Origin of the sequence: Asanoa ferruginea, assembly GCF_003387075.1 — a bacterium.
Classification (GTDB): domain Bacteria; phylum Actinomycetota; class Actinomycetes; order Mycobacteriales; family Micromonosporaceae; genus Asanoa; species Asanoa ferruginea.
The window spans coordinates 970310-985926 of record NZ_QUMQ01000001.1 but is presented as its reverse complement, the minus strand read 5'-3'; the positions used below and the strand labels follow the sequence as shown (position 1 = coordinate 985926).

Genomic DNA, 15617 nt, shown 5'->3' with positions numbered 1-15617 from the left:
TCCGTTATAACCTGCTCGTCGGGAACCGCCCCTGACAGTCACCCCGTAGGAGCGCCTACCATAGTTCGGCAGACCGTCTAGGGGAGCGTTGATCCGTGTCGATTCTGGAAAAGTTCCTTCGTGCGGGCGAAGGACGCATGTTGCGCCGGCTCAAGGCCATCGCAGCTGCGATCAACTCGATCGAGGACGACTACGTCAACCTCACCGACGAAGAACTCCGTGATTTAACTTTCCAATACCGGGAGCGGCTGGCCGAGGGTGAGACCCTCGACGACCTGCTGCCGGAAGCGTTCGCGACCGCCCGCGAGGCGGCCGCCCGGGTGCTTGGCCAGCGGGCCTACGACGTGCAGCTCATGGGCGGCGCGGCGTTGCACTTCGGCAACATCTCGGAGATGAAGACCGGTGAGGGCAAGACCCTGACCGGTGTCTTCCCCGCCTATCTCAACGGCCTCTCGGGCAAGGGCGTGCACGTCATCACCGTCAACGACTACCTGGCGCAACGTGACGCCGAGTGGGTCGGGCGGGTGCACCAGTTCCTCGGGCTCACCGTCGGTGTCGTGCTGCCCAACCGGCCGGCGGTCGAGCACCGCGCCGCCTACGAGTGCGACATCACCTACGGCACCAACAACGAGTTCGGCTTCGACTACCTGCGCGACAACATGGCGTGGTCGAAGGACGAGTTGGTGCAGCGCGGTCACAACTTCGCGATCGTCGACGAGGTCGACTCGATCCTCATCGACGAGGCGCGCACCCCGCTGATCATCTCCGGCCCGGCCGAGCACTCAGCCCGGTGGTATACGGAGTTCTCCGGCGTCGTCGCCCGGCTCCAGGTCGGCAAGGACGGCGAGGGCGACTACGAGGTCGACTACGCCAAGCGCACGATCGCGATCACCGAGCGCGGTGTCGCCAAGGTCGAAGACCGGCTCGGCATCGACAACCTCTACGAGTCGGTCAACACGCCGCTCGTCGGCTACCTCAACAACGCGATCAAGGCCAAAGAGCTCTACAAGCGCGACAAGGACTACATCGTCAACGACGGTGAGGTGCTGATCGTCGACGAGTTCACCGGCCGCATCCTGCACGGCCGCCGCTACAACGAGGGCATGCACCAGGCGATCGAGGCCAAGGAAGGCGTCGAGATCAAGCAGGAGAACCAGACTCTTGCGACGATCACACTGCAGAACTACTTCCGCTTGTACGAGAAGCTGGCCGGCATGACCGGCACGGCGCAGACCGAGGCCGGCGAGTTCAACAAGGTCTACAACGTCGGCGTGGTCTCGATCCCGACCCACCGCCCGATGGTCCGCATCGACCGCCCCGACGTCATCTACAAGACCGAGAAGGCCAAGTTCAACGCGGTCATCGAAGACATCGCCGAGCGGCACGCCCTGGGCCAGCCGATCCTGGTCGGCACGGTCTCGGTGCAAAACTCCGAGATCCTCTCCCAGTTGCTGCGCCGCCGCGGCATCACGCACTCGGTCCTCAACGCGAAATACCACGCCCAGGAGGCGGAGATCATCGCGCAGGCCGGCCGGCGTGGCGCGGTGACCGTCGCGACCAACATGGCCGGTCGAGGCACCGACATCCTGCTCGGCGGCAGCGCCGACAACCTGGCGGCGGCCGAGCTGCACCAGCGCGGTCTCGACCCGGTCGAGCACGAAGACGACTACGCCAAGGCGTTCGAGGAGATCCTGCCCCGCTGGAAGCAGCACTGCGAGGCCGAGGCCGACGAGGTCATCGAGGCCGGCGGTCTCTACGTGCTGGGCACCGAGCGACACGAGTCCCGCCGGATCGACAACCAGCTCCGCGGCCGTTCCGGCCGGCAGGGCGACCCGGGCGAGTCCCGGTTCTACCTGTCGCTCCAGGACGAGCTGATGCGCCGCTTCCGCGCGGGTGCGGTCGAGGCCGTCATGGAGCGGTTCAACATCCCCGAGGATGTGCCGATCGAGTCCAAGATGGTGACCCGGCAGATCCGCAGCGCCCAGGCCCAGATCGAGGGCCAAAACGCCGAGATCCGCAAGAACGTTCTGAAATACGACGAGGTGCTCAACCGCCAGCGCCAGGTCATCTACGCCGAGCGCAAGCGCGTGCTCGACGGCGAAGACCTGCACGACCAGGTGCGCCACATGATCGACGACACGGTCGAGGCCTACGTGCAGGGCGCCACCGCCGACGGCTACGCCGAAGACTGGGATCTCGACCAGCTCTGGTCGAGCCTGAAGCAGCTCTACCCGGTCGGCGTGACCGTCGAAGACGTTGAAGACGAAGCAGGTGGCGAGCGCAACAGCATCGACGCCGACTTCCTGCTCGCCCGGATGAAGGACGACGCCCACAACGCCTACGACACCCGCGAGGAAGAACTCGGCGTCGAGGCGACCCGCCAACTCGAGCGCATGGTGCTGCTCCAGGTCATCGACCGCAAGTGGCGCGAGCACCTCTACGAGATGGACTACCTGCAGGAAGGCATCAGCCTGCGGGCCTACGCCCAGCGCGACCCGGTGGTCGAATACCAGCGCGAGGGCTTCGAGATGTTCGCCACGATGATGGACGGCATCAAGGAGGAGACGGTCGGCTTCCTCTACAACCTGGAAGTCCAGGTCGAGGAAACCCCAACCCCCGAGGCGGCGGCCGAACCGGCAGCCCGCGGCGGCCTCCCAATGCCCGACGACGCGACCATCGAGATCAAGGCCAAGGGCCTGGGCCGCTCCTCGCGCCCCCAGGGCCTGCAATACTCAGCGCCCACCATCGACGGCGCCGCCGGCGGCGGCGGGGTCGCAGTGCAGCAGGTCCAGCCCCAGCCGCCGATGCAGCACGCACCGGCCCTGGGCGTGGGTGGCCCGGCCCCTGCCGGCGACGGCGATCGCCCGCGCCCGACGCCGGGCCGCCGCCCGTCGCCCGGCAAGGCCGCCGCGCCGAGCAACGGCCCGTCCCGCAACGCGCCCTGCCCGTGCGGTTCAGGCAAGAAATACAAGCGCTGCCACGGATCCCCGACGGGGAACTGACACGCCTTAGGAAAAGCCCGCCTCCGCGCTGGAGGCGGGCTTTTCCGTTTCCCGGGGCGGGCCGCCGGCTCTCCTTTCAGGCTGGCATTCCCCATCGCTGCCCGCCCCGTCCGCACCCACCCACCGCGGTCCCTGCGGCGCTTGCGGTGGCTGCGGCGTCATTGATCGGCTTGGTCGTCGCGGTCGCGGCGGCGCCCGCGGTGGCCTGGGCCGGACGCGCCCGCGGTCGCGGTGGTCTGGGCCGGTGGCGCCCGCGGTGGCTTGGGCTGACGGCGTGGCCCGAGGCGACGCTGACAGCCGCGGCCTGGCTCGGCGGCGGTCGCGGTGGCCGGTCCCAGCGACGGCCGCCGCGGCCCCGGCCGCCGCGTCAGCCGGCTTTGCTCTGCACCCTTGTGGGAAGCGCAGGCCCTCGTGGGTGCTGCCTACAGGGGTGCAGAGCAAAGGGGTCAGGAGACTTTGCTCTGCTGCCAGATACGCCCCGGCACCCTGAGCGGTGGGGCCTAGATGGCAGCAGAGCAAAGCGTCGGTGGGATCGCCGGGCTCCGGCGTCGGTCTTCGATCTGATCTGGGGTGGCTGGCGAGCGGGAAACGCCGAGCCAACCCCATATCAAACGCCCCAGATCAGGTCGCGCCGGCGCCGATCCGCCCCCCGGGCGGCTGGCCGCCGTCGCCCGCTGCGTCCGTTGGCCGGGCTGAGCCCGCTGTGGCCGCGGTGGGGGGTGCCCGCGGCCACAGCGGTGTCTGCACCTGCCGGTATCGGTCCCGGCGGTGCCTGCTGCGACCGGACCGGCAGGGCTACGACACGGCGGCCTTAGCCCGCCGGTGCCGAGGTCCCGGCCGTGCCCGCTGGGCGGCAGCGGGCTGAGCCCGCGGTGGCCGCGGTGGGGGGTGCCCGCGGCCACCGCGGTGTCTTGCGCCTGCCGGTACCGGTCCGGCAGTGCCCGTTGCGGCTGCGGTGCTTTGAGACCGCGGCGGTCGCGGTTCCAGCGGTGACCGCAGGCGCCGCTGTGCGTTGAGCCCGCGGCGGTCGCGGTTCCAGCGGTGACCGCAGGCGCCGCTGTGCGTTGAGCCCGCGGCGGTCGCGGTTCCAGCGGTGACTGCAAGCGCCGCTGTGCGTTGAGCCCGCGGCGGTCGCGGTTCCAGCGGTGACCGCAAGCGCCGCTGTGCGTTGAGCCCGCGGCGGTCGCGGTCCCAGCGCTGCTGGCGCCCACTGCGGTGCGTTGAGGCCGCGGCGGTCGCGGTTCCAGCGGTGACCGCGGCCGCCGTAGGGCCTTGAGCCTGCGGCGGTCGCGGCCCCAGCACTGCTGGCGCCCACTGCGGTGCGTTGAGGCCGCGGCGATCGCGGTTCCAGCGGTGACTGCAGCCGCCGTAGGGCCTTGAGCCTGTGGTGGTGCTGTCCCAGCGGTGACCGCGGCCGCCGCGGTGTCTTGACCCCGCGGTGGTCGCGGTCCCTGCGGCACCTGCGGCCACTGCGGCGTCCAGAGGACTCGGCCTACTTCGGGCGAAGCTGTGGGCTGCAGGGGGCTATGGACGGATGGAGCCCAGAGCGCCCACCGGCGTGCCCGGGCCAGTGGGCGCTCCGGGGGTCAGATGACCTGGAGGACGGTGCCTAGCCAGGCGGTGCTCTTGTGTTCCAGACGGAAGGCCATTGCCCAGGTGCGGCTGTCGGTGCCTAACGCCGCAGCCGCCTCCACCACGCCTGGCATCGGCTCGCTGACTCGCAGGCGGCGGAGCTTCACCAACTCCGGCTGGGCGGCGCGGCGGGACGCGGCTGGCGGGCCCGGCATTCGGCGTAGGGCGTCGACCAGTTGGTCGATCAGGGTGTGTGCGGTGCTCGGTTGGGCTAGTGAGCGGACGTGCGCCGCCGGCCGGTAGCCGTTGAGGATCTCCAGGCACGCCCGGGTGAAGCGGCGCGCCGCCGATTGGGCCTCGAGGGAAGCCGAGACGATCGGCGGCGGTGCGGTTGGCGCAGGAACGACGGGTAGAGCTGGCTCGCGTTGGCGGAACAACGACGCGAAGTCGAAGGCCAGCTGGCCGGCGGCCTCGCGGTACCAGTCGTTGGCGCCGGGCTCGTCGACATAGGGCGGCTCGAACGTGGGTGCGGGACGGACCGGGATCGGTGGCCAGTAGCCGCGGGTCACCGTGCGCTTCTGATGTGGTGATCGGCGGATCAGCGACGCGCCGCCGTCGTGGGCGACCCGGTAGGGCGCCGGTGTGGGGCGCCGGCTGATCGAGCCGCGCGGGGCCGGGTGGGGTTCCGGTCGCACGGGTGTGGCTTGGGTGGCGATGGACATCGGGCAGCCTCCCCGGGTGGCTGGTCGAAACAAAGAATCTTGCGTTTGCCTTCGTTTGCCTCCGACTGCCTCATTCTGGCCGCAGACCTTGGCCACCGTCAATGTCGTGCCACGAAAACGGGGTGTCCGCCTCAGCGGACACCCCGATAACCAGGAAACGGGCTACTTGTCGACCAGCGGGTTGCCCTGCACCCACTCCGCGGTCTCGGTGTATTTACGGGCTATGTATTCCTCGAGCTTGACCCGCTCGACCCGCCACTGGCCGCGGCCGCCGATTTTGATTGCGGGGAGTTCGCCGCTGCGGACCATGTGGTAGACCTGCGAGTCCGAGACGGCCAGTTCCTCGGCCACCTCGGACAGTTGCAGGAACCTCGACTCCACCGTGTCACCCCAATGTTTGCTCGGTTGGCTCAGTTTGCCACCGACTGCCTCGCGGCAGCACCTATGCCTCGGCCCCGGGGCCAGCCGGCAGCGCGGCACCCGCGGACACCTCCCGGCCGGGTAGCGGGCTGGAGTAGACCACGCTCGTCGTGACCGAGCCCAGGCCCGCGATCCGGCCGGCCACCGTCTCCAGGTGGCGCATCGAGCGGGCCATCACCTTGAGCACGAAGCAGTCTTCGCCAGTGACGTGGTGTGCCTCGATGATCTCGGGCGTGGTGTCGAGCAGCGCGTAGAACGGCTTGTAGTTGCCGGTCGGATAGCGCAACCGGACGAACGCCATGATGCCCAGGCCGACGGCAGACGGCGCCACGACCGCGCGGTAGCCGGCCAGCACCCCGGCCTCCTCCAGCCGGCGCACCCGCTCGGTCACCGCGCTCGGCGACATCGCCACCGACCGGGCCAACTCGGCGAACGACGCCCGCCCGTCCTGCTGGAGCGCCGACAACAGCTTCCAGTCCGTCGCATCGAGAAGAGGGGAATCAGCGGCCACGAGAGCAAACTACCGGCGAATCACCGGCAGAACCAGCCAAGCACCGGGAATCGCCACTTCAGCCACGAACGAAACGCCAATAGCGTCAACAACCATGAACGCCGAGGAGTTCTTCGCCGCCAAGCTGGCCTTTCAGACCGACGTCTCAGATGTACGCGCCGCGGGCGACGACCCGCCCTTCACCCTCGTCGACACCCGTGACCTGGCCTCCTGGCGCCAGGGGCACATCCCGTACGCCATCCATCTGCCCCGAAAGACGATCCCCCTGCACGCCAGCAGGAAGCTGCCGGACAAGACGAAGCCCGTCGTCGTCTACTGCTGGGGCCCGGGGTGCGACGGCGCCACCAAGGCCGCCCACGAGCTGGCGCGCCGCGGTTATCAGGTGCGGGAGATGATCGGCGGCATCGAATACTGGATCCGCGAGGGTTTCCCGGTCAGCACCGCCGACGGGCTGGTCACCCGACCGGCAGACCCGTTGACCGCGCCGCTGGCGGCCACACCCGCGGGCAGTGTATGAACGTGCGGTGCCAGACGCTCTGATCCGGGTCTACCTGCCGGCGACGCTGCCCATGCTCGCCGCCCTCCGCAACGAGGGCCTGACCGCCGCCGCCGCGCACGCGGTGACCGCCGACCTACGCGAGTGGTACGCGGAAGGCGACGAGGAAGAGCTCGAATACGTCGCCTTCACCCGCGCCGCACAGAGCGCCCTGCGCCTGCTCCGCCGCGATCCCGACGCACCGCGCCGGCGGGTCGTGGTCTCCGCCGACCTGGCCCGCACGGCCGTCCAGCGGGTCGACGCCGAGCTCGGGTCGAGCATGGTCAAGCTGACCGGGCCGGTGCCGGTGCAGTCGGTCGCCGCCATCCACGTGGACAGCGCTGATGCGGCGCAAGACGTCGCCGCGGCCGCCGATCAGGTCGAAGAGGCCCTGGCCGGCGACCCCGACGCGCAGTTCACCGTCGACAGCGCCGAAGACCACGAGCTGGAGTGGTTTGACGTGTCGGAGCTAGACACGCTTCTTTGACGGCAGCGTGCGGCCGAACGCGATCGTGGCCGCCAGCGCGCCGACGAACAGCACGATCAGCGCGTAGACCAGGCGCTTGCCGTCGACCTCGGCGCGGTAGGCGCGGTCGAGGTCGCTCAGCGACGCCACCGCGTCGAGCACCTGCGCGCCACCGACCCGGGTGACCACCTCGGTGATTAGCAGGGCGACGCCGACACCGGCACCGGTCAGCATGTAGAACGGCCAGCGCAGCGCGCCGCCCTCGGTGGTCTCCCGCCGGGTCACCCGGCGCAGGTAGAAGAACGGAACCAGGCCCGCGACCACGCCGGCCACGATCGCGGCCAGGTTGCTGGAGCCGGAGATCGAGTCGGCGCCGAGGTAGTTGAGCACGAACTGCACCGCGAACACCGCGAGCGCTCCGGACAGCACCGCCGCCACCACCGAGGTCGGGCGCAGGCCGGCGAGCGCGCCGCCGACCACCGCAGCCGCCGCGACCGTCGCGGCGAGGACCCGGCTGCCGGGCCCGTCGTAGCCGACGATCACGCCGAGCGCGCCCAACAGACCGACGGCGATGCTGGTGACCAGCGCGCCCGCCCACCGGGTCGATGCCGCCGGCGTCCAGCCCGCGCGGGCGATCAGGTTGACCGCGACCAGGGCCGACGCGGCGCCCGCGACCAGGCTCGCCGAGACGACCGTCGGCAGCGAGATGGCCGCCGAGGCGATCGCCACCGCGTCGGTCACCGAGGTCGAGATCTCCCGCTGGAGCACCCACAGCGTGGTGCCGAACCAGGCCAACGCGAGCAGAGCCAAGATCCCGGCGCCAGGACCAGGAACCATTCCGGGGGTACGGCCGGTCGGCCGCGACGAGATCCGCACCGGAGCGCTGTCACCGGCTCCATCGGCCGGCTCAGGGTCGGCCGGCTCAGGGTCGGCCGGCTCAGCGTCGGCGACCGGCTCAGCGTCGCCGACCGGCTCAGGGTCGGGGACCGTCTCGGTGTCGGCGACCGTGTCAGTTTCGGCGACCAGATCGGCGCTCTCGGCGGCCTCGACAGCGGCGGGTGCCGGGTCGCCCGCCCGCGTCCGCTGCTCCACCACAACCGGAGCTCCGTCAGGTGGCGAGTCGGGTTCGGTGCCCACAGCCCCGGTGCGCTCGCTCATCGTCTCCCCTTCGGTCCGTATGACCCCGGTCCGCTCGACGCCCCAGCGTACGCGGGCCCTCTGACACCGCCCGGGCGCGGGCGCAGACCCGTACCCGTGCGGTCGGACGTGCGAATATGGCTTGAGGTCCCACCGCCGTGGCGCCGGCACCCGCCGGTCACCGCGGCCGCGCGCCCGGTTGACCGCCCGGCGCCGGCGGGCCGGATGTCGCCAAAGCCGTCGAGATCGGTCAGGAGCCGTAGATGGACGCCGTGTTCACCACCCCCGAGCCGCGCAACGAGCCGGTGCGCGACTACGCGCCCGGCAGCGCCGAGCGTGACAGCCTCCAGCGCCGCCTCGCCGAACTGGCGGGCGAGCGGGCCGAGCTGACCATGACGATCGACGGCGAGCAGCGCATGGGCGCCGGCGACGCCATCGACGTCGTCCAGCCACACCATCACCGGCATGTGCTGGGGGTCACCCACAACGCGTCCAACGCTGACGCGCAGGCGGCGGTGACGGCCGCGAAGGCGGCGGCACCCATGTGGCGGAGCCTTTCCTACGAGGACCGGTCGGCCATCTTCCTCCGGGCAGCCGATCTGCTGGCCGGCCCCTGGCGCGACACGCTCAACGCGGCGACCATGCTCGGCCAGTCGAAGACCGCCTACCAGGCGGAGATCGACGCGGCCTGTGAGCTGATCGACTTCCTTCGCTTCAACGTAAAGTTCGGCCACGACCTCTTGGCCGACCAGCCGCGGTCGGCCAACGGCGTGTGGAACCGGTTCGACCACCGCCCGCTGGAGGGCTTCGTCTACGCGATCACGCCGTTCAACTTCACCGCGATCGCCGGCAACCTGCCCAGCGCACCGGCGCTGATGGGCAACACGGTGATCTGGAAGCCGTCGCCGACCCAGCAGTTCGCGGCGCACTTCACGATGCGCCTGTTCGAGGCCGCCGGCCTGCCGCCCGGCGTGATCAACATGGTGACCGGCGACGGCCTGGCCGTCTCCGAGGTCGCGCTGACCGACCCCGACCTGGCCGGCATCCACTTCACCGGTTCGACTCCGACCTTCCGGCACCTCTGGCACGAGGTGGGCACCAACCTCGACCGCTACCGGGGCTACCCGCGGCTGGTCGGCGAGACCGGTGGCAAGGACTTCGTCGTCGCGCACGGAAGCGCCGACGTCGATGCGCTGCACACCGCCCTGATCCGGGGTGCCTTCGAATATCAGGGCCAGAAGTGCTCGGCGGCGTCCCGCGCCTACATCCCGCGGTCGATCTGGGAAGGCGGCCTGCGCGACCGGCTGGCCGCGACCGCCGACAGCCTGACCTACGGCGACGTGAGCGACTTCCGCAACTTCGGCGGCGCGGTGATCGACGCCCGGGCGTTCGCCAAGCACGCCGGCGCGCTCGACCGGATCAAGAACTCGGCGACCAGCACCGTGCTCGCCGGTGGCACCGCCGACGACAGCGAGGGCTGGTTCGTGCGGCCGACCGTGGTCGAGTGCTCCGACCCGACCAACGAGGTGTTCACCACCGAATACTTCGGGCCGATCCTCGGCGTGCACGTCTTCGACGACGCCCGCTTCGACGAGGTGGTGCGACAGGCGGAGAGCGCCGCACCCTACGCGTTGACGGGCTCGATCTTCGCCAATGACCGCCGGGTCGTCGACCAGGTCGGCGAGGTGCTCCGCTACGCGGCCGGCAACTTCTACATCAACGACAAGCCGACCGGCGCCGTGGTCGGCCAGCAGCCGTTCGGTGGCGCGCGGGCCAGCGGCACCAACGACAAGGCCGGCTCCTGGCACAACCTGATCCGGTGGACCAGCCCCCGCACGATCAAGGAGACCTTCGTGCCGCCGACGGATCACCGCTACCCGCACATGGGCTAAGCGGGTCGCACCCGCTCGATGCGGTTGAGGCCGAAGACGCGTTCGTCTTCGCGCAGATGGCACCAGGCGACCATCCGCTTGCCGTCGAGTTCCAAGGGCTCGACGACCCGGCTGGAGAAGTCGCCGCCGGCCGTGCGGTAGTCGATCGTGATGGCCTGGCCGCCGACCGCGATCGCATAGACCAGCAGGTCGCGCTCGCGCTGGTCGAGTTGTGGGGTGTGCCGCCGGACAACGGCGGCCACCTCGGCGGTGGGATCGTCGTCGGGCTCGTCGCCGACCTCGGGCACCAGCCAGAGCATCGGCCGTTCGCTGGGCTTGTCGGCCGGCGCCGGATCGTCGGCGGCGGCCACCAGGGCGAGCACGGCCGGCGCCGGGCCGGCCTCGAGCAACCGCTCGGCGAGTTCGACCAGATCCCCGGTGGGCACCGACCGCGCTGCCGGGACGTGCCCGCCCCGTCGCCGGGGTGTGGCACGGATCCGAGGCGACCGGCGTACGGTCGGCGCTCCGGTCGCGTCCTCACCCGCGGGGGAGTAGCCCGCGCCGCGCAACAGGTCGAGCGTCTCGTCGGCGGCCCGCGGGCTGGTCAGGATCGTCGGCGCGAGCGCGGCCAGCCCGAGCCCGCGCAACGGCCGGGCGCTGAGCAACTCGGCGGCCAGCCCGGCCGACTCGGTGTGCAGCACGCAGCCGACCGCGCGCACCCGCACCTGGCCGTGCTGCCGGCCGGCGTCGTCGATCAGGTATTCCAGCACCTGCGGCAGCGCGCCGTCGGCGGCGACGATGCGCAGCGCCTCGAGCAGCGTCGCGCCGGTGAACCCGGCGTCCAGGGCGGCCCGCACCGACCGGGCCGTGAACCGCCAGCGGAACCCGTCGCGCTCGGCGGCCGCGTCGAGCAGGGTCGCCAGCGGCGCCGCCGGTAGGCCGGGCACCAGCGCGGTCAGGTCGGCCTCGAAGATCGCCTCGGCAACCGCGTCGGGCAGCAACTCACCGGACACCGCCGCGAGCGTGCCCGGCGCGTCGACCAGCGCCCGGCCGAGCGTGGTGAGGGCTCCGTGCGCGACCAGGCCGAGCAGCCGGGCCTCCCGCAGCGTGCCGTCGAGCAGCGCGTCGGCCGACTCCAGCAGCGGCAGCCGCCAGTGCAGCGCGTCGAGGATCGCGTCGGCGTCGGCGAGGGTGCTGTCGGCGGCCGCCGCGCCCCGGCCGGGTGGCAGCTCGCCGAGCAACCGCAGCAGGCCCGGGCGGGCGTCGAGCACCGGCGCCCAGGCCAGGTCGGGCAGCAGGGTGGGTAGTGGCGGCCCGCCGCCGGGCCGCGCGGTCGCGGTGGGCACGTTCGGCAGCGTCCACCAGGCACTCGCCAGGGTCGCCAGCCGTTCGCCGGGGGTGGTGCCGCGCCACTCGTCGTACGCCGGGGTCGGCGCCACCGTCTCGTCGACCAGCCCGAGCAGCCCCGCCGCGTAGGCCACCTCGAGCCAGAGCCGGGCCTCGGTCTCGTCGGCCTCGATCAGCTTCGCCACCCGGCGCAGTTCGCGGGCGCCCACCCCGCCGGACTTGAGGAACGCGAAGGGAGTGCGCTCGGCGGTGTCGAGCAGCGCGCCGACCAGTCGCACCGCGACCGTGCCGGCGGCAACGGCCTCGCGGTCGACCGCCGCGGCCGGCGCGAGTTGGACCGCGAGCACCGGCGGGCGCGGGTCGAACGGCGCACGCCAGCCGGCACCGCGCAGCGCCGACACGACCTCGCCGGGCATCGTCGCGCGCCGCCAGCCGTCGGCGATCAGCAGACCGCGGTCGAGGGCCCAGCCCACCGCCGGATCGGGCCGCACCGTCACCAGTTCCACCGCGGGGCCGTGCAGCGCCAGCTCGGCGAGCAGTGCGCGGGCCTCCTCGGGCCCGGCGTCGACCGTCGCGCGGACCCGCTCCGGGTCGGCGAGCAGCGCCGCGATCGCCGGCCGCGGCCGGTCGAGGCGCAACCCCCAGGCAGCCGCGATGCCGGCCAGCTTTTCCCGGTCGACCGCCTCCAGCAGGGTGGCGGCCGGCGGCCCGAGACCGAGTGGGAACTCCGTGTAGGTCCAGAGCGGCGTGGCCATCCGCAGCGTTCCGGTGTCGTCCGGCCAGACCAGGGCCAGCTCGGCGAGATCGGCCAGCGCGTCGGCCAGGTCGGGATCGTGCGGGTCGCGGCTGAGCACGCGCGCGAGCCGGTCGAGCCCGACGCCGGGCCCGCCGAGGCCGGCCAGCGCCTCGACCACCTGCGCCCGGGGAAGCGGCACAGTGGACAGGGCGGCGGCCACCGAGCCGTCGCGCTCCAGCCGGGCCGCGAGCGTATCGAGGTCGCTCAGTGGCGTGCCGGCGACCGTGTCGCGCCGCCGGGACATGATCGCGGCGAGCTCCTCGGGCGAGCGGAGACCCAGCCAGCTCAGCAACGCGGACGCCACGGCCAGCAGCCTGCTCCACCCGCCGGTGCAGGTCAAACACGCAGGGGTTTAACGTGCGGAGGGTGACCGAAGAGATCCTTCACGACGCCCATTTCGGTGAGCAGGGTGGCCGCCTCACCTATGGCGCTTACCTGCGACTGCCCGACCTGCTCGACCAGCAGGTGCCGGAGTCGTCACCGCCGGCCCATGACGAACTGCTTTTCATCACCATTCATCAGGTGTACGAGCTGTGGTTCAAGCTGCTGCTCGCCGAGTTGACCGATGCCCGCGACCGGATGCTGGCCGGGGAGAGCTACCTGCCCCGGGTGCGGCTGGAGCGCTGCCTGGTGGTGGAGCGGGTGCTGGTGAACCAGGTGGACGTGATCGACACGATGACACCGCAGGATTTCCTCGCGTTCCGCAACAAGCTGGCCCCGGCCTCGGGCTTCCAGTCGGCGCAGTTCCGCGAGATCGAGTTCCTCTCCGGCGCCAAGGACCCGGGCTACCTGCGGCGGTTCAAGGGGCTGGCCGACGACGACCGGGCCCGGCTCCAGGCGCGGCTCGACGAGCCGAGCCTGTGGGACGGCTTCCTCGCGGTGCTGGCCAAGGCCGGCTTCGACGTGTCCGACGACGACGCGCGGTTCGCGGCGTACGTCCGGATCGCCAGCGACCGCGAGCGCTTCGGCGCGCTCTGGGACCTGGCCGAGGCGCTCGTCGCGCACGACCAGGCGTTCTCGCTGTGGCGGGCCCGGCACGTGCTGATGGCCGAGCGGCAGATCGGCACCAAGCCCGGCACCGGCGGCTCGGCCGGCGGCGCCTACCTGCGCTCCCGCATCGAAATGCGTTTCTATCCCGAGCTCTGGGAGATGCGTTCGCGGCTCTAGTCGCGAGTTCGTGCCATCACCCGATCGGGTCGGCCCGAGGCCGGTCCCGCGCGCCTAATTTCGGCGGCGGGGAGGTCGGGGTGATGGACCGGTACGAGTGCGGCGACGAGATCGCCCGCGGCGCGGTTGGGACCGTGTGGCGGGCGGTCGACCGGGAGCGCGGCGAGCAGGTGGCGATCAAGGTGCTGCGGCCGGAGGCGGCCGCGGAGCCCGATCTCGTCGCCGGCTTCGCGGCCGAGGCGGAGATCCTTTCCGGGCTCGACCATCCCGGCATCGTCGGCCTGCGCGACGTGACCACGGTCGACGGTGCCCGGGCGCTCGTGCTCGACCTGGTCGAGGGCGCCGACCTGCGCCGCCGGGTGCGGCGCGACGGCCCGGTGCCGCCGGCGATCGCCGCGCACATCGCGGCACAGGTGGCCGACGCACTGGCCTATCTGCACGGGCGGGGCGTCGTGCACGGCGACATCAAACCGGCCAACCTGCTCGTGCCCGCCGACGGGGGGCGGGTGCGGGTGACCGACTTCGGCGTCGCCCGCCGGGTCGCGCAGGGCCAGCCGGAGGTCATCCACGCCACACCGGAGTACGTCGCGCCCGAAGTGGTCGCCGGCGAACCGGCCGGACCGGCGGCCGACGTCTACGCCCTCGGCATCGTCCTCTACGAACTGCTCACCGGTCGCAGCCCCTACCGTGGTGGCCAGCCGACCCAGGTGCTGGCCCGGCACACGACCTGCACACCCGTCCCACCGCCAGGGCTGCCGGCCGTCGTCTGGCCGGTGATCGAGGACTGCCTCGCGGCCGAGCCCGAGCGGCGCCCGCCGGCCCGGCTGCTCGCCGCCCGCCTGCGCGGGCTGGAGTCCGCACTCGACGGCGCGCCCACGCTCGCGCGGCTCGGCGGCGAACAGGTCACCTGGTGGCCCCGACCGGGCCGGCCGACGGTGGCGCGGGCGCCGGTCGCGTGGGTGCCGCTGCGCGCCGCGCCGGTCTCGCCCGCGTCGGCGTACGCCGGTGGGATGGTCGCCATTCCGCTTGCCGGACTCCCCGCCGCGGGACCGGCCCCTGTGGAGTCGCACACGTTCGTGGCCCACAAGCCCCATCCGGGCAGGCATCGGCGTGTCGCTTTGTTCGGTGGTGGCGTGGCGGCGGTCACCCTCGCGGCGGCGGCCACGGCGGTGCTGTTGAGCGGTTCCGGCCCCGCCGGACCGGGTAAGGGGCCGGGAGGACAACCCGAAGCGGGCTCGCCAACCACTGTGGCGCGAACCACGGTCCCCAGTGGCCCCAGCGCTCCCACCAGCAACGGAACCTCGCCGTCGGGCATCGGCGACGCGGTCGTCCCCACCGACCTGGGGCCTCTGCCCGGTATCGGGGAACTCATGCCTTCCATGCCTCCGACGACATGATCAAGGCTTTTGCTGCCGATACCGCCCGCCTGGCTTCATTGTCCTTAGCAGACAGTCTGTGCCAGACAGTGCATTGTGGAGACGCCCAGTATTTGATCAGTCGAAATCCTGGACGACGGGCCGTCGAGGTGCGACCTTTGAGTTATGGCGGAAACTGACATCAACCCAACGGCGGCCGCACTGCTCGGTCTGCTCCACGAAGGACCGATGACCGGCGGGCAGCTGATGGCGTCCGCCGAGCGTCGGCTCGGCCCTTACTGGTCGATGACCCGCAGCCAGGTCTACCGCGAGCTGCCGGCGCTGGCCGAGCAGGGCTACGTACGTCTCGGCAAGCCGGGTCCCCGGTCCAGCCAGCCCTACGCGATCACCGCGTCGGGCAAGCGGGCATTCTCCCGCTGGCTCAGCGAGACGCCCGGCCGCGACGCCGTGCGCAACCCGACGGCCCTTCGCGTGGCGTTCGGCCAGCAGCACTCCGGCGGCCAGCTCAAGGAGCTCTACGCCAACGCCAACGCCTACCACAGCGAGGCGCTGGCGTCGGCCCGCGAGCAGGCCAAGGAGGCCAAGCGCGAGGGCGATTCCTACGGTGCCGCGGCGCTCGACTTCGCGATCAACTACCACAAGGCGGCCCTGAGCTGGCTCAAGGCAGCCCCGGCCAAGTAACACAAGATCAGCAC

12 protein-coding genes are annotated in these 15617 nt (G+C 71.7%); 7 read left to right on the top strand and 5 right to left on the bottom strand.

The features are described from left to right. Positions 1-95 precede the first annotated feature (95 nt). Positions 96-3002, top strand: a complete 2907-nt coding sequence (gene secA, locus DFJ67_RS04870; protein WP_116066784.1) for a preprotein translocase subunit SecA — start codon at positions 96-98, stop codon at positions 3000-3002. Positions 3003-4588: 1586 nt separating this feature from the next. Here the strand turns inward: secA and DFJ67_RS04865 are convergent. From DFJ67_RS04865 to DFJ67_RS04855, 3 genes are all read right to left on the bottom strand, one after another. Continuing rightward, positions 4589-5296 carry an Rv3235 family protein gene (locus DFJ67_RS04865; protein ID WP_239097212.1) on the bottom strand — a complete coding sequence of 236 codons (708 nt, stop codon included), beginning with the start codon at positions 5294-5296 and terminating at the stop codon, positions 4589-4591. 162 nt (positions 5297-5458) lie between these two features. Then, positions 5459-5677: a helix-turn-helix transcriptional regulator gene (locus tag DFJ67_RS04860; RefSeq protein ID WP_116066783.1), complete on the bottom strand. Its 219-nt coding sequence runs from the start codon at positions 5675-5677 to the stop codon at positions 5459-5461. Positions 5678-5738: 61 nt separating this feature from the next. Next, positions 5739-6227 (bottom strand): Lrp/AsnC family transcriptional regulator, encoded by a 489-nt coding sequence (locus DFJ67_RS04855; protein ID WP_116066782.1) that lies wholly within the window; start codon positions 6225-6227, stop codon positions 5739-5741. A 94-nt stretch (positions 6228-6321) separates the two neighbouring features. Here DFJ67_RS04855 and DFJ67_RS04850 point away from each other — a divergent pair, with 94 nt between their 5' ends. Together DFJ67_RS04850 and DFJ67_RS04845 are read left to right on the top strand one after the other, a co-directional pair. Next, complete coding sequence (locus DFJ67_RS04850; protein WP_116066781.1) at positions 6322-6744, top strand: rhodanese-like domain-containing protein; 423 nt, start codon at positions 6322-6324, stop codon at positions 6742-6744. 52 nt (positions 6745-6796) lie between these two features. After that, the gene (locus tag DFJ67_RS04845; protein WP_409362923.1) at positions 6797-7249 is read left to right on the top strand and encodes a DUF6912 family protein; all 453 of its coding nucleotides are present in this window, start codon (positions 6797-6799) and stop codon (positions 7247-7249) included. Here DFJ67_RS04845 and DFJ67_RS04840 read toward each other — a convergent pair. After that, entirely contained in the window at positions 7232-8320 is a 1089-nt protein-coding gene (locus DFJ67_RS04840) for a hypothetical protein (RefSeq protein WP_116066779.1), read from the bottom strand. The genes DFJ67_RS04845 and DFJ67_RS04840 overlap by 18 nt on opposite strands. A 308-nt stretch (positions 8321-8628) precedes the next feature. Between DFJ67_RS04840 and pruA the strand changes: the two genes are divergently transcribed. Then, positions 8629-10257 (top strand): L-glutamate gamma-semialdehyde dehydrogenase, encoded by a 1629-nt coding sequence (gene pruA / locus DFJ67_RS04835; protein WP_116066778.1) that lies wholly within the window; start codon positions 8629-8631, stop codon positions 10255-10257. Here pruA and DFJ67_RS04830 read toward each other — a convergent pair. Continuing rightward, entirely contained in the window at positions 10254-12683 is a 2430-nt protein-coding gene (locus tag DFJ67_RS04830; protein WP_116066777.1) for a helicase-associated domain-containing protein, read from the bottom strand. The genes pruA and DFJ67_RS04830 overlap by 4 nt on opposite strands. Positions 12684-12745: 62 nt before the next feature. On the opposite strand from DFJ67_RS04830, the gene DFJ67_RS04825 reads away from it, so the two are divergent. The 3 genes from DFJ67_RS04825 to DFJ67_RS04815 all read left to right on the top strand — a co-directional run bounded on the left by DFJ67_RS04825 (position 12746) and on the right by DFJ67_RS04815 (position 15603). Further along, positions 12746-13546, top strand: coding sequence for a tryptophan 2,3-dioxygenase (locus DFJ67_RS04825; RefSeq protein WP_116066776.1), 801 nt, complete (start codon positions 12746-12748; stop codon positions 13544-13546). 83 nt (positions 13547-13629) lie between these two features. Further along, on the top strand, positions 13630-14943 hold the full coding sequence (locus tag DFJ67_RS04820; RefSeq protein ID WP_116066775.1) for a serine/threonine-protein kinase: 1314 nt from the start codon (positions 13630-13632) through the stop codon (positions 14941-14943). Positions 14944-15087: 144 nt separating this feature from the next. Then, positions 15088-15603, top strand: coding sequence for a PadR family transcriptional regulator (locus tag DFJ67_RS04815; protein WP_116066774.1), 516 nt, complete (start codon positions 15088-15090; stop codon positions 15601-15603). Positions 15604-15617: the final 14 nt, after the last annotated feature.